20 protein-coding genes are annotated in these 19,951 nt (G+C 56.5%); 10 read left to right on the top strand and 10 right to left on the bottom strand.

Annotation, left to right across the window (positions count from 1 at the left end; all coding sequences use genetic code 11):
• Positions 1-90: 90 nt before the first annotated feature.
• Positions 91-501: a nucleoside diphosphate kinase regulator gene (gene rnk, locus VPX56_RS06510; RefSeq protein WP_024907006.1), complete on the top strand. Its 411-nt coding sequence runs from the start codon at positions 91-93 to the stop codon at positions 499-501.
• A 71-nt stretch (positions 502-572) separates the two neighbouring features.
• A complete protein-coding gene (gene yldA, locus VPX56_RS23010) occupies positions 573-728 on the top strand; it encodes a small membrane protein YldA (protein WP_396127631.1) in 156 nt (51 codons plus the stop codon).
• Positions 729-738: 10 nt separating this feature from the next.
• On the opposite strand, the gene VPX56_RS06505 is transcribed toward yldA, so the two are convergent.
• A complete protein-coding gene (locus tag VPX56_RS06505) occupies positions 739-1,977 on the bottom strand; it encodes a zinc-dependent alcohol dehydrogenase (RefSeq protein WP_131633096.1) in 1,239 nt (412 codons plus the stop codon).
• 180 nt (positions 1,978-2,157) lie between these two features.
• On the opposite strand from VPX56_RS06505, the gene uspG reads away from it, so the two are divergent.
• Positions 2,158-2,586: a universal stress protein UspG gene (uspG, locus tag VPX56_RS06500; protein WP_131633097.1), complete on the top strand. Its 429-nt coding sequence runs from the start codon at positions 2,158-2,160 to the stop codon at positions 2,584-2,586.
• Between the two features lie 39 nt (positions 2,587-2,625).
• Here the strand turns inward: uspG and VPX56_RS06495 are convergent, their stop codons facing one another.
• The 6 genes from VPX56_RS06495 to ahpC form a co-directional block, all read right to left on the bottom strand.
• Complete coding sequence (locus tag VPX56_RS06495) at positions 2,626-3,393, bottom strand: dimethyl sulfoxide reductase anchor subunit family protein (RefSeq protein ID WP_326470642.1); 768 nt, start codon at positions 3,391-3,393, stop codon at positions 2,626-2,628.
• Positions 3,393-3,950, bottom strand: a complete 558-nt coding sequence (locus tag VPX56_RS06490) for a 4Fe-4S dicluster domain-containing protein (RefSeq protein ID WP_131633099.1) — start codon at positions 3,948-3,950, stop codon at positions 3,393-3,395. Before VPX56_RS06490 ends, VPX56_RS06495 begins: the two co-directional genes overlap by 1 nt.
• A complete protein-coding gene (locus VPX56_RS06485; RefSeq protein ID WP_326470640.1) occupies positions 3,947-6,223 on the bottom strand; it encodes a molybdopterin-dependent oxidoreductase in 2,277 nt (758 codons plus the stop codon). Before VPX56_RS06485 ends, VPX56_RS06490 begins: the two co-directional genes overlap by 4 nt.
• Positions 6,220-6,795: a TorD/DmsD family molecular chaperone gene (locus VPX56_RS06480; RefSeq protein ID WP_326470638.1), complete on the bottom strand. Its 576-nt coding sequence runs from the start codon at positions 6,793-6,795 to the stop codon at positions 6,220-6,222. Before VPX56_RS06480 ends, VPX56_RS06485 begins: the two co-directional genes overlap by 4 nt.
• A 200-nt stretch (positions 6,796-6,995) precedes the next feature.
• Entirely contained in the window at positions 6,996-8,561 is a 1,566-nt protein-coding gene (gene ahpF, locus VPX56_RS06475) for an alkyl hydroperoxide reductase subunit F (protein WP_326470636.1), read from the bottom strand.
• Between the two features lie 187 nt (positions 8,562-8,748).
• Entirely contained in the window at positions 8,749-9,312 is a 564-nt protein-coding gene (ahpC, locus tag VPX56_RS06470; protein ID WP_010428492.1) for an alkyl hydroperoxide reductase subunit C, read from the bottom strand.
• Between the two features lie 623 nt (positions 9,313-9,935).
• On the opposite strand from ahpC, the gene citR reads away from it, so the two are divergent.
• The 3 genes from citR (at position 9,936) to VPX56_RS06455 (ending at position 12,836) form a co-directional block, all read left to right on the top strand.
• Positions 9,936-10,835 carry a DNA-binding transcriptional repressor CitR gene (gene citR, locus VPX56_RS06465; RefSeq protein WP_131633102.1) on the top strand — a complete coding sequence of 300 codons (900 nt, stop codon included), beginning with the start codon at positions 9,936-9,938 and terminating at the stop codon, positions 10,833-10,835.
• Positions 10,836-11,001: 166 nt separating this feature from the next.
• Positions 11,002-12,225 (top strand): phosphoadenosine phosphosulfate reductase, encoded by a 1,224-nt coding sequence (locus tag VPX56_RS06460; protein ID WP_131633103.1) that lies wholly within the window; start codon positions 11,002-11,004, stop codon positions 12,223-12,225.
• Positions 12,210-12,836 carry an IbrB-like domain-containing protein gene (locus VPX56_RS06455; RefSeq protein WP_131633104.1) on the top strand — a complete coding sequence of 209 codons (627 nt, stop codon included), beginning with the start codon at positions 12,210-12,212 and terminating at the stop codon, positions 12,834-12,836. Before VPX56_RS06460 ends, VPX56_RS06455 begins: the two co-directional genes overlap by 16 nt.
• Here VPX56_RS06455 and VPX56_RS06450 read toward each other — a convergent pair whose 3' ends face one another.
• Positions 12,837-13,997, bottom strand: a complete 1,161-nt coding sequence (locus VPX56_RS06450) for a pyridoxal phosphate-dependent aminotransferase (RefSeq protein WP_326470631.1) — start codon at positions 13,995-13,997, stop codon at positions 12,837-12,839.
• Positions 13,998-14,119: 122 nt separating this feature from the next.
• Here VPX56_RS06450 and VPX56_RS06445 point away from each other — a divergent pair, with 122 nt between their 5' ends.
• From VPX56_RS06445 to VPX56_RS06435, 3 genes are read left to right on the top strand one after another with little or no spacing between them, the layout of a single operon-like run.
• Positions 14,120-14,734 carry a methylthioribulose 1-phosphate dehydratase gene (locus tag VPX56_RS06445; RefSeq protein ID WP_326470629.1) on the top strand — a complete coding sequence of 205 codons (615 nt, stop codon included), beginning with the start codon at positions 14,120-14,122 and terminating at the stop codon, positions 14,732-14,734.
• Complete coding sequence (gene mtnC, locus VPX56_RS06440; protein WP_326470627.1) at positions 14,731-15,420, top strand: acireductone synthase; 690 nt, start codon at positions 14,731-14,733, stop codon at positions 15,418-15,420. Before VPX56_RS06445 ends, mtnC begins: the two co-directional genes overlap by 4 nt.
• The gene (locus VPX56_RS06435) at positions 15,417-15,959 is read left to right on the top strand and encodes a 1,2-dihydroxy-3-keto-5-methylthiopentene dioxygenase (RefSeq protein ID WP_015571163.1); all 543 of its coding nucleotides are present in this window, start codon (positions 15,417-15,419) and stop codon (positions 15,957-15,959) included. The genes mtnC and VPX56_RS06435 overlap by 4 nt, the downstream gene beginning before the upstream one ends.
• Before the next feature lie 340 nt (positions 15,960-16,299).
• Here the strand turns inward: VPX56_RS06435 and mtnA are convergent, their stop codons facing one another.
• Complete coding sequence (gene mtnA, locus VPX56_RS06430; protein WP_326470625.1) at positions 16,300-17,316, bottom strand: S-methyl-5-thioribose-1-phosphate isomerase; 1,017 nt, start codon at positions 17,314-17,316, stop codon at positions 16,300-16,302.
• 103 nt (positions 17,317-17,419) lie between these two features.
• On the opposite strand from mtnA, the gene mtnK reads away from it, so the two are divergent.
• Positions 17,420-18,619, top strand: coding sequence for an S-methyl-5-thioribose kinase (mtnK, locus tag VPX56_RS06425; protein ID WP_326470623.1), 1,200 nt, complete (start codon positions 17,420-17,422; stop codon positions 18,617-18,619).
• 52 nt (positions 18,620-18,671) lie between these two features.
• Here the strand turns inward: mtnK and VPX56_RS06420 are convergent, their stop codons facing one another.
• Entirely contained in the window at positions 18,672-19,913 is a 1,242-nt protein-coding gene (locus VPX56_RS06420) for an LVIVD repeat-containing protein (protein WP_207389436.1), read from the bottom strand.
• Positions 19,914-19,951 lie beyond the last annotated feature (38 nt).

Below are 19,951 nucleotides of genomic sequence, written 5' to 3'. Positions count from 1 at the left end.
GGGGAGTTAAACCCTCGCTGCCAGACGGCGAGGGTTTTCTTTTGGATTGGTTTCTGCGTTACACGCAGCATTAACGACATGGAGTAATAAATGTCCAGACCCACAATTATCATTAATGAACTCGACGCAGAACGCATTGACCGACTTCTGGAAAAAGCTGAATTCGCTTCGCTCCCGGTAGCCGACGCGCTGAACGAAGAACTCGACCGGGCGCAAATGTGCACGCCGGAAACCATGCCGCATGACGTGGTGACCATGAACAGCCAGGTCAAATTCCGCAACCTGACCACCGGGGAAGAGCTGACCCGCACGCTGGTCTATCCGGCGCAGATGACCGACAGCAGCGCGCAGCTTTCCGTACTGGCACCGGTAGGCGCAGCCCTGCTTGGCCTGCGCACGGGCGATACCATCCACTGGGAGCTACCGGGCGGCGCCTCGACCCATCTGGAAGTGCTTGAGCTGCTCTACCAGCCCGAAGCCGCAGGCGATTATCTCCGTTAATCCCTTCTGAACAAGCGCCCCCGCTTTGCACAGAGGATGCGCCTGCATCCTCTTTCCGCAATTTCACCCGAATGTCCTATATCACCCAAAATCCCCTTAATCCACGCTTAATCTGTTTTGGTGCCGCGGGGACGGTCATGGGTGAGATACTGAGTATCACACTAATTTTCATGTGTATTTTGGCGATTATCGTCGCGGCAGTGCTGTATCTCGAGCGTCACTGGTAGGCGTGCTACATCACACCACGCCGCCGGGAAAGGCGTTGACCAACCCCTTCACCTTCTGCTCCGCCGCCTCCGGACTTTCTGCACCGGGCACCAGGATCACCTTGCGGCACTCCTCTTCCCGCTTCTCAAAAATCCTGTAGGCGCGTTCGGCATCCGCCAGCGGCAGGTAATGCGTAACTATCTCCTCCGGGGTAAGCAACCCTTTTTCAATGAGCGGCAGCAGCTCGCCCAGCCACGCGTGAACGTGCGTCTGCCCCATCCTGAAGCTGAGTCCCTTATCAAACGCATCGCCGAACAGAAAACCGTGTATAAATCCGGCATAAACGCCGGGTACGCTCACCACGCCGCCGCGACGCACGGCAGCAATGCACTGGCGCAGCGCTTTACCGCTGCTCCCTTCAATTTTCAGGTTGCTGAGGATAGTTTCCGTGGTGCTGCCTTTGGCTTCAAACCCGACGGCGTCAATCACCGCATCCACGCCGCGCTGCCCCGCCGTCTGCTCGATAATTTTTTCCGCCGCGTCGTTGTCATCATCGAAGTTAATGGGGATTGCGCCATAGCGCTCCTGGGCAAAGCGCAGGCGGTACGGGTGATGGTCTATGACGAAAATCTGTTCTGCGCCGAGCAGCCGGGCGCAGGCTATGGTCAGCAAGCCGACCGGCCCCGCCCCGAAAACGGCGACGCTGGAGCCTTTTTCAATCTGCGCGTTTTTTGCCGCCTGCCAGGCGGTTGGCAAAATATCAGAGAGGAACAGCGCCTTGTCATCAGAGAGGAGCTGCGGCACCTTGAACGGCCCGACGTTCCCTTTCGGCACGCGGACGTACTCCGCCTGCCCGCCCGGCACGCCGCCGTAGAGATGGCTGTAGCCAAACAGCGCGGCCGGTGCCGGAATTTGCTTTTTATTCAGGGCCGCACCCTGCCCGGCGTTGGTTTTCTCGCAGGCGGCATACTGCTGCAGACGGCAAAAGAAGCAGTCCCCGCAGGCAATCACGAAGGGGATCACCACCCGATCGCCTTTCTGTAAATTCTTGACATCCCTTCCGCTTTCGACCACTTCACCCATGAATTCGTGGCCAAAAATATCGCCGTGCTCAACTTTGGGGATCTTGCCGCGATAGAGGTGCAAATCGGAACCGCAAATCGCCGTCGCGGTGACGCGCAGGATGATGTCATCGGGTTGTTCAATAACGGGATCGGGAACATTTTCGACGCGAACATGGTGTGGACCGTGGTACGTGAGTGCTTTCATGCAACCTCCGAAAGGATGTGAGCAGCTTCTAAAAGGGTAGCGTCCTCTGAAGGTCTGCCCTGAAATCGGGGCGTTTTGAGATTTATCCTGGCGAGATAAAAAAGTGCTGTTGAGGTTACAGAAACCGATAATATTTTATGTTTGAATGAATTCAGCGTTTATAAACAAGGAGAAACGGGTATGTATAAGACAATCATTATGCCGGTTGATGTTTTTGAAATGGAACTGAGCGACAAGGCCGTACGCCACGCCGAGTTTCTGGCGCAAGAAGACGGCGTTATTCATCTTTTGCACGTATTACCGGGTTCTGCCAGCCTGAGCCTGCACCGCTTTGCCGCCGACGTGCGTCGCTTCGAAGAGCATCTGCAGCACGAAGCCGAAACGCGCCTGCAAACCATGGTTGAGCACTTCAGCATTGATCCTGCCCGCATTAAAACCCACGTCCGGTTCGGCAGCGTGCGTGACGCCGTGAACGAACTGGCAGGCGAATTGAAGGCCGATGTCGTGGTTATCGGCTCGCGTAATCCGTCGATCACCACGCACCTGCTGGGATCTAACGCGTCGAGCGTGATCCGCCACACCCACATCCCGGTGATGGTCGTCCGCTAAATGCAGACAAAAAACCCCGCGCTCGCGGGGTTTTTCCTGTCAGTACAGGTGGCCAATATTCACGATAGTGCTGACGGTATCGCCGAAGAAGGTCAGGCGACCGAGCACCAGCCCCACCAGCAGGATCGCAAACAGCATTTTCTGTTTTGGCTGACGCATCAGCGTGAGCGCAAACCCTACCGCGCAGCACAGAAGGCTTCCGAGATACAGCGGCGAGCTTAGCCAGGCATGGGCGGTCATTTTCATGATGGTGCCGCCGCTCAGCCAGATAACCGGGGCGGCAATCATCAGCACCACCAGCGTGAGAATGCCCTGGCGCAGCGCGGCCGTGGCGGGCTTCAGCCCAATCAGCGGCGTGGCGGCGCAGCCCATTACCCAGACGGTCGCAAAGAACAGCATCATCGTCATGCCGTTGGCAATGGCCTGCATCGCAGGCGCCGCATAGGTCATTCCCTGCACGACCACCAGCAAAATGCCGAACAGAGAGGCCAGTAGCGCAGCCCCCTTATTGCTTTTGCTGAGAAACGCCAGGCCGATGGTGCCGCCATACAGCGTCGCGCCAAGAATTTCTCGGCTCAGCCATGCGTGCTTGAGGTTGATCAGCGCGTTATAGGCGTGCTCCGGATGCGCCAGATGGAGGATTGCCGCCACGGACGCCGCCCCCAGAATCAGCCCGGTAATCAGCCACTGAATACGGTTGCCGTGTACGTCACCGCGCAGCGTGCGCCAGGTGAGCAGCAGCGTCATCCCGACGGACAACTGGCTCAGCACGGTAAAAATAACCAGCGGAATTTCGTAATTTTCCATTATTTATCCCCCGGCTGTTTTGGCTGACGGGCCAGAATAAAGCGCGTGCCCGGATTGAGCTGCGGCATTTTCGGGAAACCCGGCGGATACTGCACGGCATTGTTCGGCAGCGGATCGGCATCCAGGTCAATAATGGTCAGCGCCCCGACCGGGCACGCATTTACGCAGGCAGGCGCCATGCCGACATCCAGACGCTCGTAACACATGCTGCACTTCTCGGCCTTTTTGGTTTCCTCGTTGAAGCGCGGCGCGCCGTAAGGGCAGTTGCGGATGCAGTTTTTGCAGCCGATGCAGCGTTCAGGGTTGTGCACCACGATGCCATCATCACGTTTGGTGTAGGCTTCTACCGGACACGCCGCGAGGCAGGCCGGATTTTCGCAGTGGTTACAGGCCAGCGAGAAAAATGCCCGCTCCTCGTGGGGATAAATTTCTTTATCCAGCGGGTAAACGTAGCGCCAGAAGCGATCCGGCTCAAGCTGGTTAAAGCTCTTGCAGGCCATCGCGCATCCACGGCAGCCGATACACTTGTCACTGTTCACTAAAAATGCGCGTCTCATGCGTCTGCTCCTTCATTCGCGATAAGGGCAATATCAACAAACTGGCTGTGGATCGCCGCGCCCGGCGCGCCGGTTGCCATCTTGCCCATATCGGCTGGCGTGTCTTTCACCACGTTCTGCACGTTGTGTTTGAGTTTGTTAAACCAGGATTCATACATCACCAGGAAATCTTCCGGTATGTTGGTGGTGATCTTCGCCCGCAGCGTCACCTCACCCGCTTCGTTAAATACCCGTACGGTCGCCAGATCGCGGATGCCCTTTTTCTGCGCCGCGGCAGGATGGATATACACAAACGGCTCGGGCCAGAAGACCTGCATCCAGTCAAGGTTCACAAACTGGGAGTGCAAACCGTACTGCAAATGCGGCGTGAAGAGGTGGAACGGCAGCTTGCCTTCTGCGGCCGGCAGATACTCCGGCAGCGCTTTGTGCCCGTTCTTTTCACACAGCTCAGAGAGGAACTCATATTTGCCCGATGGCGTTTTAAACTTGCGATCGTGCCAGGCGGCGGTGCTGACCATTTTTGCCTTGGCCGGGCCGTCAAGCAGATCGTCCCACGAGCGGATGCCGAACTGCTTCGCCATGCCGTCGTTAAATTCCAGATCCAGCCATGTTTTCTGGTCGATATCCTGCGGGAAGGTGCAGGCACCCGGCTCCATTTTATTGATGGTGCGCGAGAGCAGCGCGGCAATGTCCAGATCGCTCTTACACTCGTACATCGGCTTAATGGCCGGCTCGTTCACCGAGAGCCAGTAGTGCCAGTAAGAGGACGAGAGATCCCAATGTTCAAAGGTGGTGGTGACCGGCAGAACGATATCCGCATGCTGAACCGTCTCGTTGAAGAACTGATCGACACACACCACCATCTCTAGCTTGCTAAAGGCTTTTTCCATTTTGTTGCGGTCAAAGTCCTGCGCGAACGGGTTCTTGCAGGCCACCCACAGCATGCGGATTGGCGGATCGTTGGCGTCCAGAATACTCTGCGCGGTCTGGTTAAGGTTCAGCGCACGGTCGGCGTACTGGCTCTTTTCGCCGCTGTCGCTGACGAACTCGCCCACCGGACCGCCGGCCCCCTCCATCCCCACGGACCCCGCCGGTGGCTTCTGCGTCATTGCGTGATAGTTATAGCCCCAGGTCTGCAGATGGCCGTAGCGGGCTCCGCCCCCTTCCACGCCGATGTTGCCGGTCATGGCGACAAACGCATCAATGGCGCGCACGTTTGCCCCGCCGTTGACGTGGCGCTGCATCCCGTAGCCAATCCAGACGGTGGCGGGTTTCACGGCGGTGAACTCTTCCGCCAGCTGACGGATCACATCCGCCGACAGGCCGCAGATCCCCGCCGCCCACTCGACGGTAACGTGACTGCGCAGGTACTGTTCGAACTCGGGGTAGCCGTGGGAAAAGTTGTTCACAAACGCCTCGTCGACGCGCCCAATATCCAGCAGGTGGCGCGCCATCCCCAGCGCCAGCGCGCCGTCTGAGCCCGGGCGAACCCGCAGATAGAGGTCGGCCTTAGCGGCGGTTTGCGAGAACAGCGGGTCAATGACCACCACTTTCGCCCCTTTCTCACGCGCCTGGTAGATGTACTTCATGGAGTGCATGGAGCACCACGCCGGGTTAGCGCCCCAGAGGATGATGTATTTGGCTTTCACCATATCTTCCGGGTCGTTACACCACATGTCGCCCATATCGTAGTGCTGGGCATCAATCCCCGCAGGCCAGCACGGCGTACCCGCAAAGCGCGTGGTGTAGCCGAGGGAGGACATCATCCCCTCAACCGCATAGCTCATCACGCCGAGGTTGCCGGAATACTTCGACAGCGCGAGGCCAAGCATGGAGCCATCTTTCTTTTTGATCTCCAGCATCTTGCTGGCGATGCGCTGCATGGCCTCATCCCAGGAGATGCGACGCCATTTCCCGCTACCGCGCCCGTCCTGAATCATCGGGTATTTGATACGGTCAGGAGAATAAACGCGGCGCGGATAGGTCAGCCCTTTCACGCACGGCGCGCCGTGGGTGAATGTGGATTCGCTCGCACCGTCGACGAAGGCGATCACATCGTCTTTGACCCAGGTTTTTAAGCTGCAGGTGTCGTAGCAGTTACGCGGGCAGGCGTTGCGGAAAATTTTGTAGGTTTTCGGGTTAAACGGAATGGGCGGCTGCGCCATCGCACAGCGGGACGATAATAATCCACCGGGCAAGGCGGCGACGGTGCCTAACGCAATCAGCCCTTTTAAAAAGGAGCGCCTGTTTAGCTGCCCTTTATCAATGCTCATAATATTACTCTCGTTTTTAATTCATCAAACCAATTGGTTAATTGCAATGCGAGACGTTTAATTGCGGGTGTTGTCGCACGTTGATTTATTTTTTCAATAAAAGCAGGAAGCCATAATTCGAGATGCCCCGTCACAAATCGGGCGAGCGCGTCATGATAGTGCGGAGATGTGCGGGCATGCGCGCAGAGCATCACCGCCAGCTCAAGCTCAACGCTGATGTGATCGTCAGGCACCGCATTTTCATCGGTGACGACAAGCCCCATGCTCTGCAAAAACTCGCGCACGCTAAGCGTGGTAGCGCCCATCAACAGCGGCTCATCGCCCAGATAGACAGAGGCGTAAGGGGGCGCCAGCAGCGTCGCAGGCCCGACAAACAGCGCGTTGAAGTCATACTCAACCTCTAACGCCTCATCTTGCTGCAACGGTTCGCTATCCGCGCATAAATGGCGCAGGGAGATCTGTCGTGACGAAATATCTGCCGCGTTAAAAAAATCGCGAAGCATTAATCCATTTATTTCAAAAGGGGTTAACGCTTTATATATTGAAGTTGTGAATATATCTTTATCATTCATGTTAAATATAAATATCAATCAACAAAAAACGACGAGATATTATCAGCAGGCTTATTAATTTCTTTGATCGGAGCAGGCAATTACCGCAAGCAGTAGGCGGTGACGAAAATAATTGAGAGGAAAAAGAGTCTTAAAATAGGTATAAAAAAAGCCACCTCATAAAGAGGTGGCTGCTGCAGGTGTAGTCTTACTTTCTTTTATTATGCTGTTTTGGTGCGAATCAGGTAGTCAAACGAACTCAGTGACGCCTTCGCACCTTCGCCAGTGGCGATGATGATCTGTTTGTAAGGCACGGTCGTACAGTCACCCGCCGCAAACACGCCCTTCACGCTGGTTTCGCATTTGGCATCGATGATGATTTCGCCCATGCGGTTGCGCTCAATCGCGCCTTCCAGCCAGGTAGTATTTGGCAGCAGACCAATCTGCACGAAGATCCCCGCCAGCGCCACGCTGTGAACATCGCCGCTTACGCGGTCGCGGTATTCCAGACCGGTCACTTTGCTGCCGTCGCCCTTCACTTCCGTGGTCTGCGCGTTCAGCACGATATCGACGTTTTTCAGGCTGCGAACCTTATCCTGCAGAACCTGGTCGGCCTTCATTTCAGGTGCGAACTCCAGCAGGGTCACGTGTTCAACGATACCCGCCAGGTCGATAGCCGCTTCCACGCCGGAGTTACCGCCGCCGATCACCGCCACGCGCTTGCCTTTGAACAGCGGGCCGTCGCAGTGCGGGCAGTAGGTTACGCCTTTGGTGCGATACTGATCTTCACCCGGCACGTTCATGTTGCGCCATTTCGCGCCGGTCGCAATGATAATACTGCGCGCTTTCAGCACCGCGCCGGACGCGGTTTCAATCTGGTGTAAACCGCCTTCAACCGCAGCCGGAATCAGTTTGCTCGCGCTCTGGCTGTCGATGACGTCAACTTCATAGTCGCTAACGTGCGCCTTCAGGGCGCCGGCCAGCTTCTGGCCTTCGGTTTTCGGCACGGAGATGTAGTTTTCGATGTCCACGGTATCCAGCACCTGGCCGCCAAAGCGTTCGCCCATCAGGCCGGTACGAATGCCCTTACGCGCGGAGTAAACCGCCGCCGCCGCGCCCGCCGGGCCGGAACCGACGATCAGCACGTCGTAGGCTTCGCGTTTGTTCAGCTCTTCCGCCGCGCGTTTTTCTGCACCGGTATCCACTTTGGCAACGATTTCGGTCAGCGTCATGCGGCCCTGGCCGAACTCTTTGCCGTTCATGTAGACCGCCGGTACGCCCATCACGTTGCGATCGGTGATTTCGTTCTGGAAGGTGCCGCCGTCAATCGCCGTGTGCTTAATGCGCGGGTTCAGGACTGACATCAGGTTCAGCGCCTGCACCACGTCCGGGCAGTTGTGGCAGGAGAGCGAGTAATAGGTTTCAAACTCAAAATCGCCGTCGATATCGCGGATCTGCTCCAGCAGCGCCTGCGCTTCTTTTGACGGATGACCCCCGGTCCACAGCAGCGCCAGCACCAGCGAGGTAAATTCGTGACCCAGCGGAGAACCGGCAAAGCGCGGCCCCTGGTCAGAGCCTGGGTTAGTAATCAGGAAAGAAGGCTTGCGCACCGCCAGAGTATTGTCTTCCTTGAAGGTCACCTTCGGCGACAGCTCGGCGATCTCCGCCAGCAGTTCCTTGATCTCTGCCGATTTTGCGCTGTCATCCAGCGTGGCAATCAGCTCAACGGGTTTGGTCAGTTTCTCAAGGTAGGCCTTGAGCTGGGTTTTCATATTTGTGTCGAGCATTGTTCTTCCCTCTCTTAAGACGTCATCATGCAAGCTGCCTTATGCGGGCGGCCTGAATGCAACTTGCATCATGGTGCTGGAATGAAATGGGCGCGGGTGCGCCCATTGATTGCCGGGTGGTACTTCGCTTACCCGGCCTACGATACGGTAGGCCTGTGCAAGCGCAGCGCCGCCAGGCTTTGCAGACTTAGATCTTGCCGACCAGGTCCAGGGATGGAGCCAGCGTCGCTTCGCCTTCTTTCCATTTCGCCGGGCACACTTCGCCTGGGTGAGAAGCCACGTACTGAGCGGCTTTCACTTTACGCAGCAGGTCAGATGCGTCACGGCCGATACCTTCAGCGGTAACTTCGATAGCCTGGATAATACCCTGCGGGTCAACAACGAAGGTGGCACGGTCTGCCAGACCTTCATCTTCACGCATATTTTCGAAGTTACGGGTCAGGGCGCCAGTCGGGTCACCGATCATCGCGTATTTGATTTTCGCGATGGTTTCGGAGCTGCCGTGCCATGCTTTATGGGTGAAGTGGGTATCGGTAGAGACAGAGTAAACGTCTACGCCCAGCTTCTGCAGTTCATCGTAATGGTCAGCCACGTCGCCCAGTTCGGTCGGGCAAACGAAGGTGAAGTCAGCCGGATAGAAGAAGAAGACGCTCCAGCGGCCTTCGGTATCTTTCTCGGTAACTTCGATGAATTCACCGTTTTTGAACGCCTGGTTTTTGAAAGGTTTAATTTTAGTGTTAATCAAAGACATCTGTACTTCCTCCGTGTTTTCGTTGAGATGTAAGGTAACCAACTTTTTTCATCGGGGCTAATGCGTATGCTTTATCAAATCAATCAGCCAAACCTTACAACTTTAACAAGACAGCAAGATGAACCTTATTAAAGGGAACCAGAAAGTAAAAAGGCCGCCTCAACGGGCGGCCCTGATACCTGAATTCCCCGCAGGTACATTCAGTGCCAGCCGACGCTGGCGTTGCGTTGCGCTCTACAACCCTTTATATCAAGGCGGTAACAGCGTTTTGATTACACCATTCACGCGGACAATGAGCAATCCATAAGAGAGATAGTCCTGCCTATGGCTGTGATAGGTTTGATCGAACATGTTCTCAGATTGTTATAAATATAGTTCCGTGATGAATCACTCACCTTATATAAATGCCAATTGTCATTCAATTAATTCACTCCCTATTCAAAGATAAAATTATCTTAATCACCCTTGAAGTTTTGTTTCATTAATTTGATAGCGTGATATATTAAGGTGACTTAAAACTAAAATTAAGTGAGTTAACCACAGGGATTGTAAATGGTTAACTTCAATCTATAGTTATCAGTGATGTGATAACCACAGCAAACACGGCATCCTCAGGACGAAACATGGCAAACCTCTACGACCTTAAAAAATTCGATCTCAATCTGTTGGTCATTTTCGAGTGCATCTATCAGCATCTTAGCATCAGTAAGGCCGCCGAAACTCTGTATATCACCCCCTCTGCCGTGAGCCAGTCACTCCAGCGGTTGCGCGGTCAGCTTAACGATCCCCTGTTTATTCGCTCCGGAAAAGGGATTACCCCCACCACCGTGGGCGTTAACCTGCATCAGCATCTGGAACAGAACCTTAACCAGCTTGAGCAGACCATCAATATCATGCACAGCAGCGGTCTTAAAAAGAATTTTGTGATTTACTGTCCGCAGTTTATGAGCACAAAAATCATGCTCGGGCCGATGCTGCTGCTCATGAAAAAATACAACTATGAAATTGAATTACATGATGTTTTGCTCTCACCCGATTCCGCCGAGGATCTCCTGGCCTACCGAAAAGCCGACCTGGTCTTCTCTTTTTTGCCGCTGAACAGCCGTTCCATCGCCTGCAGCCTGTTCCATAAGCTGCCTTTCGCCCTGCTGTGCCGGGAAGATCACCCGCGCATCGGCCAAAACCCTACGCGTGAAGCGATCCTGAATGAGCATTTCACCGCCTATCTCAGCAACGAAACGAGCGTAAAGAACTATCAGGATAAAGCCGCGCACGCTTTACCTGAAAGAAATATTATCTTTCGCAGCGACTCCTTTATTTCGCTCCTGACGATGATCAGCTCAACCGATCTTCTCGGTTTAGCGCCCGTTCCCGCCTTTGAACAATACGGCGCAGCGCTGAATCTTCGGAAAATAGAAACGGATATACAGTTTCCCAGCATAGATATTTATATGATGTATAACCGCTCCGCATTAAACAGTTCGGCATTCTCGAGCTTTATTGAAGAAATAACCTTACCCTGACATTTACCCTGGCGCCTCTCACTTTCGGGGCCAGGATATTTGATTCATTCACCACGGTAATATATAAAATCTAACATCTTAATTGAGATTATTTATTGACTGAAATTATCCTCTCCCTAATATTGACAGTGTTGTATGGTCTTATTTACTCAGGAAGAGAGCGATCATGTCAATTTACAAGTATCCCCTCAATCAAAATGTCGTCCTCGCTGCTGAGGAGCGAATAGCCTGGACTCTGGATAATTTATCCCGGGTCTGCGTCTCATTTTCAGGCGGGAAAGATTCTACCGTCATGCTCCATCTTACGGCACTGCAGGCACGCAGGATGAAACGGAAAATAGACGTCTTATTCATCGACTGGGAAGCGCAATTTTCCTACACCATTTCGCACGTTGAGCGTATGCGTACGCTTTACGCTGATGTCATAGACCACTTCTGGTGGGTGGCGCTCCCCCTGACGACGCAGAACTCGCTCTCGCAATTCCAGCCGGAATGGCAATGCTGGGAGCCAAACACCGAATGGGTACGCCCTCCCCCGGAAGAGGCAATAACCGATCCCGCCTTCTTCCCCTTCTACCAGACGGGCATGAGCTTTGAGGATTTCGTTCGCTGCTTTTCCGACTGGTTTTCCTGCAATCGCCCCGCGGCCGTGCTGGTTGGCATCCGTGCCGACGAGTCGTACAACCGCTTTCTGGCTATCGCTTGCGCGCGCAAGCAGCGGTTTTCAGATGACAAGCCCTGGACCACCGTCGCGCCCGGCGGACATGCCTGGTATATCTACCCGCTGTACGACTGGAAAACCGCCGATATCTGGACCTGGTTTGCCAAAACGGGCCGATGCTATAACCCGCTCTACGACCTGATGTACCAGGCCGGGGTGCCCCCGCGCTATATGCGAATTTGTGAACCTTTTGGCCCGGAGCAGCGCCAGGGGCTGTGGCTCTATCACGTCGTGGAGCCCGAGCGCTGGGCCGCCATGTGTCAACGCGTCAGCGGCGTGCGCAGCGGCGGTATTTATGCCGGTCACGATAATCATTTTTATGGTCACAGGAAAATCCTGAAACCTAACCACCTGTGCTGGCGTGAATATGCCCTCCTGCTCCTCGACAGCATGCCGCAAAATACGGCTGAGCATTACCGCAATAAAATCGCGATTTATCTTCACTGGTATCAAAAAAAGGGGATGTCAGACATTCCTGATACGCAGGAAGGCGACATCGGTTCAAAAGATATCCCCTCCTGGCGACGTATTTGTAAGGTTTTACTCAATAACGACTACTGGTGTCGGGCGCTTTCGTTCAGCCCAAATAAGCCTAAACACTATCAGCGCTACAGCGAGCGGGTGAAAACAAAACGCAAGGAGTGGGGAATTTTATGCGACAACGACTAATCACCGAGATACAAAGCTATCTGCAGTCTCTTCCTGAGGATGAGCGAATTGACGCCATTAATGCGTTTCGCGAGGCGATACATGAAAACAGCCCTTTCCGCGATCAGCCTATCGACTGCGTAATGTGGATCAAACAAGACGATATTACGGCCAACGATTACAACCCCAATACGGTGGCGCCGCCGGAAAAACGGCTGCTGAGCAAGTCGCTGGAGCTAGATGGGTTCACCCAGCCCATTGTGGTGACCGAAAGCGAACCGCATCATTACGAAATCGTGGATGGTTTTCACCGGCATGAAATCGGCTCGAACCGTGCGGTATTAAAGCGCCAGCTCAAAGGGTATTTGCCCGTCACCTGTCTGCGCCGGGATCGGCAGGATAAACATAACCGCATGGCCGCTACCATTCGCCACAACCGCGCGCGCGGGCGGCATCAGATCAACGCCATGTCTGAGATCGTGCGCGAACTGGTGCAGCTCGGCTGGGACAACGAGAAGATAGGCAAAGAGCTTGGGATGGATAGCGACGAGGTGCTGCGCCTCAAGCAGATTAACGGCCTGCTGGAGCTGTTTGCAGACCGTCGTTACTCTGAAGCCTGGACGGTAAAATAATCAGAGCGTATTCAGACGCTCGGCCGCCGCCAGCAGCGTCGATTCCTGCTTCGCAAAGCACAGGCGAATCAGCCTGTGCGGGAAGGGATCGGCGCAGAACACCGACAGCGGAATGGCGGCCACGCCCACCTCTTTTGTCAGCCACTGGCAGAAGCTGACGTCGTCCAGATCGGAAATCGCGCTGTAGTCGGCCAGCAGGAAGTAGGTTCCTTCACAGGGTAAAATCTCCAGGCGGCTTTTGCTCAGCGCGTCCACAAACAGATCCCGGCGTTTTCGATAGAAGTCCGGCAGCTCGCGGTAGTGCTCCGGCTCGGCGCGCAGCATATCCGCCAGCGCCAGCTGGGCGGGCGTGTTCACGGCAAAGGTCAGGTACTGGTGCACCTTGCGAAGCTCGGCGCTAATGGCGGCCGGTGCCACGCAGTAGCCCACTTTCCAGCCGGTCATATGATAGGTCTTACCGAACGACGACACTGCAACCGCGCGCTCGCGAAGCTGCGGATGGGCCAGCACGCTGGCGTGGCCTTCCTCTGCAAAGCAGATGTGCTCATAGACTTCATCGCTCAGAACGTAAATTTCACGTTCGGCAATCGCCTGCCACAGCGCGGCGAAATCGGCCTTCTGCCACACCGTTGCGGACGGATTGTGCGGCGTATTCAGGATCACCAGCCGGGTTTTGTCGCTCAGCAGCGCGGCGAACGCCTGCCAGTCAGGACGAAAATGCGGTGGCTGGAGCGCCACGCGCTTCACCACGCCGCCGGAAAGCTCGATGGCTGGCGCGTAGCTGTCGTAGCTCGGATCAAAACAGATGACTTCATCGCCCGCACGCACCAGCGCGGTTATCGCTGCATACAGCGCTTCGGTTGCCCCTGCCGTCACCGTGATGTCGCTGTTCGCATCGGGCTTGAAGCCATACAGCTCGGCCGTTTTATCCGCAATGGCTTCACGCAGCGCCTGCACGCCCGTCATCGGCGCATACTGGTTCGCCCCCTGCGCCACGTGATACGCCAGACGCTCCTGCAGATAGGTCGGGCCGTCGAAATCCGGGAACCCCTGCGAGAGGTTAATGGCGTTGTGCTGCTGCGCCAGGGCGCTCATCTGCGTGAAGATAGTGGTGCCAAGATTGGGAAGTTTACTCTGCGGAATCAATGCGTTATTGCTCATTGTACTGTGCCTGCTTGTAATACTTATGTTGCTGACACTATAACACGATGTTAGTCTTTGGCAATCAAGACGCTTAGACGTCTATACCATATGAATATTCCTGGCCGCGAGGGTAAAAGGAAATGACAGACAACCTGCAACTCACACATCTGGTCGACGCCTGCCGCTGGATTGGCGCCAAAGGCTGGGCACCGGCCACCGGCGGCAACATGTCGGTGCGTCAGGACGAACGCCTGTGCTGGCTCAGCGAATCCGGTAAAGACAAAGGCAGCCTGACGACGGAAGATTTTCTACAGGTTGAAATCGCCACCAACCGCGCGCCGTCTGGTCGTAAGCCATCAGCCGAAACGGGGCTACACACCCTCATCTATCGCCTGTTCCCGGAGGCCAACGCCGTCCTGCACGTTCATACCGTCAACGCCACGGTGCTCTCGCGTCTGGTCAAAGAAGCCGAGCTCAACATCAGCGGCTTTGAGATGCAAAAATCCCTCACCGGACAGACCACGCATCTGGATACGATTTCCATCCCGGTCTTTGATAACGACCAGGATATTGACGCCCTCGCCTCCCGAATCGCCCATTACGCGCAGGAACGCCCGCTTAAATATGGTTTTCTTCTGCGCGGTCATGGCTTAACCTGCTGGGGACGCGACGTGGCCGAAGCCCGCCGTCATCTGGAAGGACTGGAATTCCTGTTTGAATGTGAAATGCGTTTACGACAACTGGAGAGAGTATGATTCGCGCAATTGTGACGGATATTGAAGGCACCACCAGCGATATTCGTTTTGTCCATGATGTTTTGTTCCCCTACGCGCGCGAGCGGCTGGCGGCCTTCGTGACCGCGCAGCAGTACGCCGAGCCGGTGAAATCCATTCTGGACAACCTGCGTGATGAAATCGGCAACCCGCACGCCGGTGCAGGCGAGCTTACCGACGCCCTGTTTGCCTTTATGGATGAAGACCGCAAATCCACCGCGCTGAAAGCCCTGCAGGGGATCGTCTGGCAAGACGGCTACGTGAACGGCGACTTTACCGGCCACCTCTACCCGGACGTACTGCCTGCGCTGGAAAAATGGAGGGCGCAAGGGATTGATCTCTATGTTTATTCCTCTGGCTCCGTTGCCGCGCAGAAACTGTTATTTGGCTACAGCGACGAAGGTGATATTACTCATCTGTTCAGCGGCTATTTTGATACCCACATCGGCGCCAAGCGCGAGGTGCAGTCTTATCAAAACATTGCGGCGCAAACGGGCATCGCCCCGTCGCAAATCCTGTTCCTGTCCGATATTCATCAGGAGCTGGACGCGGCTGAACAGGCAGGTTTTCGCACCCTGCAGCTGATTCGCGGCGATGATGACGGCGCAAGCCACCACCATCAGGTCCACCAGTTTGACGAGATTAATCCGGAGCAGATCCCTTCATGAGCGCATTGACCATTTATTCCGATAAAGACGCCAGTCAACACCAGTGGCACAGCACCGACGCCGCCGAGATCGCCCAGCAGCTCAACGCTAAAGGCGTGCGTTTTGAACGCTGGGCTGCGGATCGCGATTTAGGACACGATCCCGCGCCCGAAGCCGTGATCGAGGCGTATCAGCATGCGATCGACAAGCTGGTGGCGGAGAAAGGCTATCAGAGCTGGGACGTGATCAGCCTGCGCGCCGACAACCCGCAGAAAGAGGCGCTGCGCGCGAAGTTCCTGAACGAACACACCCACGGCGAAGACGAAGTGCGCTTCTTCGTAGAAGGCGCAGGGCTGTTTTGCCTGCACATTGGCGATGAGGTGTATCAGGTGCTGTGTGAGAAAAACGACCTGATTTCCGTTCCCGCGGGCACGCCGCACTGGTTTGATATGGGCTCAGAGCCGAACTTTACGGCGATCCGTATTTTCGATAACCCGGAAGGCTGGGTGGCCCAGTTTACGGGCGATGCAATCGCGGATGCGTATCCGCGCCTCGCTTGATGAGCCAGCACCGAACCGTCCCCTCGCCCCTCCGGGGAGAGGGTTAGGGTGAGGGGAAACAGCGTGTTGGTATTTCCTTTTCCAACCATGATTAAATGCTGGCGATAATCCTCTGTACATTAGCTCCAACCAACCTTGCCAGATGAGGAATACCAAAAAGAGAAATCTGTCTTCGACTTGATCAATGAATTCTCCCCCTCACCCCAGCCCTCTCCCTCAAGGGAGAGGGGGTTGAAGAGGCTTCACATACCTCAACACTTGCTCCAGTTTTAAGTCTGTTTCAGGATCGAGCGTCACGATATTGTCCTCTCAGGGGAATCCCTTACAAGGATAGCCGGACTCAGGCGAATTTCCCGTTTGCCACCGCTTCCGGCGTGACCACGCCCGTATCCAGCACCCAGCCGCTAATCAGCGAGGCAGGCGTGACGTCGAACGCCGGGTTATAGACCTTCGCGTCTTCCGGCGCCCACTGCACCGCGCCAAAGCTTCCGGCTACGCCCGTCACCTCGCTGGCGGCGCGCTGTTCAATCGGGATCGCGTCACCGTTCGGGCAGTCCGGATCGAGGGTCGTTTGCGGGGCGGCCACGTAGAACGGAATTCCGTGGAATTTCGCCAGCACCGCCAGAGAATAGGTGCCGATCTTGTTCGCCACGTCACCGTTGGCGGCAATGCGGTCTGCGCCAACCCACACGGCGTCCACTTCCCCTTTGGCCATCAGGCTGGCGGCCATGGAATCGGTAATCAGCCGATACGGCACGCCCAGCTCGCCAAGCTCCCATGCGGTCAGTCTACCGCCCTGCAGCAGCGGACGGGTTTCATCCACCCAGACGTTGCTGACGTTACCGTCCTGATGCGCGCGTGCAATCACGCCCAATGCGGTGCCGACGCCCGCCGTTGCCAGCCCGCCGGTGTTGCAGTGGGTCAGCAGGCGGCTGCCGGGCTTCACCAGCGCGCTGCCGGCTTTCGCAATCGCGTCGCAAAGCCGTTTGTCTTCGTCAATCAGGCGCAGCGCTTCGGCTACCAGCGCCGGAACATAATCTTCCTGCCACAGCGCAATCTTCATGCGGTCGAGATTGTTCATCAGGTTCACCGCCGTGGGGCGCGACGCGCGCAGGGTTTCCACCGCCGCCGCCAGCTCGTCGCGGCTTTTGCCGCTTTCTGCCAGCAGCGCCAGCAGCAGGCTTGCAGAAAGACCAATCAGCGGCGCGCCGCGCACCCGCAGGGCATGAATGTGCCCAACCAGCGCCTCGACCGTCGAAGCATCCAGCCAGCGCTTCTCCTGCGGAAGCGCCTGCTGGTCGAGAATAAAGAGCTGATTATCCGCCACCCGCAGGCTGGTCGTCTGTAATGTCTGCATGTCGTTAATTCCCTGTTGCGTTGTTGTAGCACATTGTGTCAGGATGAAATCCAGATGTATAGACGTCTACATGTCTTTATTAGCAAACCGTGAGGAACAGGCCATGTCGCAATACCGTACCTTTACCGCTCAGGACGCAGTGGAGTATGCCAGGCAGTTTGGCGGCCTTGATGACCCATCATCGCTGGTGGAGGCGCAGGAGGTAGGCGACGGCAACCTCAATCTGGTCTTTAAAATTTTCGACAGCGCGGACGTGAGCCGCATCATCGTCAAGCAGGCGCTGCCCTACGTGCGCTGCGTCGGGGAGTCCTGGCCGCTGACGCTGGACCGCGCCCGTCTTGAGGCGCAAACGCTGGTCGAGCACTACAAGCACAGCCCGCAGCACACCGTAAAAATCCACCACTTCGACCCGGAGCTGGCGGTAATGGTGATGGAAGATCTCTCCAGCCATCGCATCTGGCGCGGCGAGCTGATCAGCAATATTTACTACCCGCAGGCGGCGCAGCAGCTGGGCGAATACCTCGCGCACGCGCTGTTCCACACCAGCGATTTCTACCTGCACCCGCACGATAAAAAAGCGCAGGTGGCGCAGTTCATCAACCCGGAGATGTGCGAGATCACCGAAGATCTGTTCTTCAACGATCCGTACCAGATCCACGAGCGCAACAGCTACCCGGCCGAGCTGGAAAATGACGTAGCGGCCCTGCGCGACGACGCCCAGCTAAAAATTGCCGTGGCCTCCCTTAAGCACCGTTTCTTTTCTCAGGCTGAAGCCCTGCTGCACGGCGATATTCACAGCGGGTCGATTTTTGTGGCCGACGGCAGCCTGAAGGCCATCGACGCCGAGTTCGGCTATTTCGGGCCGATTGGCTTTGACCTCGGCACCGCCATCGGCAACCTGCTGCTGAACTTCTGCGGCCTGCCGGGGCATCTGGGCATTCGCGATGCCGCCGCCGCGCGCGAGCAGCGCCTGACCGATATTCAAGAACTCTGGAACACCTTCGCGGAACGCTTCCAGGCGCTGGCAAACGAAAAAGCCCGCGACGCCGCGCTTAGCGCACCGGGCTATGCCTCCGCGTTCCTGAAAAAGGTCTGGCATGACGCCATCGGGTTCTGCGGCACCGAGCTCATTCGCCGCAGCGTCGGGCTTTCCCACGTGGCGGATATCGACACCATTCAGGACGAGACGATGCGCCACGAATGCCTGCGCCATGCGATAACGCTCGGTAAAGCGCTGATCGTCATTGCCGACCGCATCGACAGCGCGGAAGAGCTGGTGGCACGAGTGCGACAGTACAGCTGATTTTCTCCCTCTCCCCGTGGGAGAGGGCCGGGGTGAGGGCATCAAACCGCACTTACCCCAAATACTCAATCACCGACAATCCACCGTTATAATCCGTGCTGTAAATAATCCCCTGCGCGTCCACAAACACGTCGCACGACTGGATCACCTGAGGGCGATTCGGCCGCGTGTCCATCATCCTCTCCGGTGCGGCGGGCACCAGCGCCCCCGTTTCCACCGGTCGATACGGATTGGAAATGTCATACGCGCGAACGCCCGCGTTCTGATAGGTCGCAAAAATTAGCGTCGAGCTGACGAAGCTCCCCGGCCGATTCTCATGCAGGTTGTGCGGGCCGAAATGCGCCCCTTTCGCCACGTAGTCGGTTTCATCCGGCTGCGGGAAGGTCGAGATGCTCACCGGGTTCGACGGCTCGCGGATATCAAACAGCCAGATGAGCTTCTCGCCGTCCTCCTGGTTATCCAGCACCGCTTCGTCCAGCACCACCAGCAAATCGCGGTCCGGCAGCGGCAGCGCGGTGTGCGTCCCGCCGCCAAACGGCGGGCTCCAGTTGCGGTGGCTAATGAGCTTCGGCCGGGTGCGGTCCTTCACGTCCAGCAGCGTCAGGCCGCCGTCGCGCCAGCTGCCGTAGGCGGTATCGCCAGCGATAATCGCGTGGTGCAGCGCGTAGCGTTTCCCTTCCGGCCAGTTCGGCCTCTCCCCTTCTGCCTGGTTCATCCCCGGCAGCCACCAGCGCCCCGCCACTTCGGGCTTGCGCGGGTCCGCAAGATCGATGGTCAGGAAGATGTAGTCGGTAAAGCCGTCGATCAGCGCTGAAACGTAGGCCCAGCGGCCACCGACGTACCAGATGCGGTGAATGCCGATGCCGCTCAGCGACAGAAAGCCGATTTCGCGCGGCCTGTCCGGCGTGGAGATATCAAACACGCGCAGCCCGGCGCTCCAGCCTTTGTCCTGCACGTCGCTGACGGTCTCCCCCACCTGGCGGGTGTAGTACACCTTCTCGTCGGCAAAGCGGGCATCGGCAAACAGATCCCGGGCGTTAATCACCAGCAGCAGGTCGTCATGCGCCTGCAGGTGCACGTTCCAGGTGCCGGGCGGCGCGGGCACGTAGCCTGCGGCCTTTGGGTTCTTCGGGTCGCGCACGTCGACAATCGAAAAGCCCTGCGACACCATATGGCCGATATACGCGAAGCCGCGGTGCACCATCAGCTGCACGCCGTCCGGACGACCGCCCTGGTCGCTATGGCCAATCAGCCGCATATTGCGGCTGTATTCTGGAGGGGGTAAAGAAGTCACCTTGAGCTCCTGTTGGTTTTCCCCCTCTCCCAAAGGGA

Source organism: Enterobacter wuhouensis, assembly GCF_035835995.1.
Taxonomy (GTDB): Bacteria; Pseudomonadota; Gammaproteobacteria; order Enterobacterales; family Enterobacteriaceae; genus Enterobacter; species Enterobacter wuhouensis.
The sequence above is the reverse complement of the archived record's forward strand: the minus strand, read 5'-3'. Positions and strand labels throughout refer to the sequence as shown.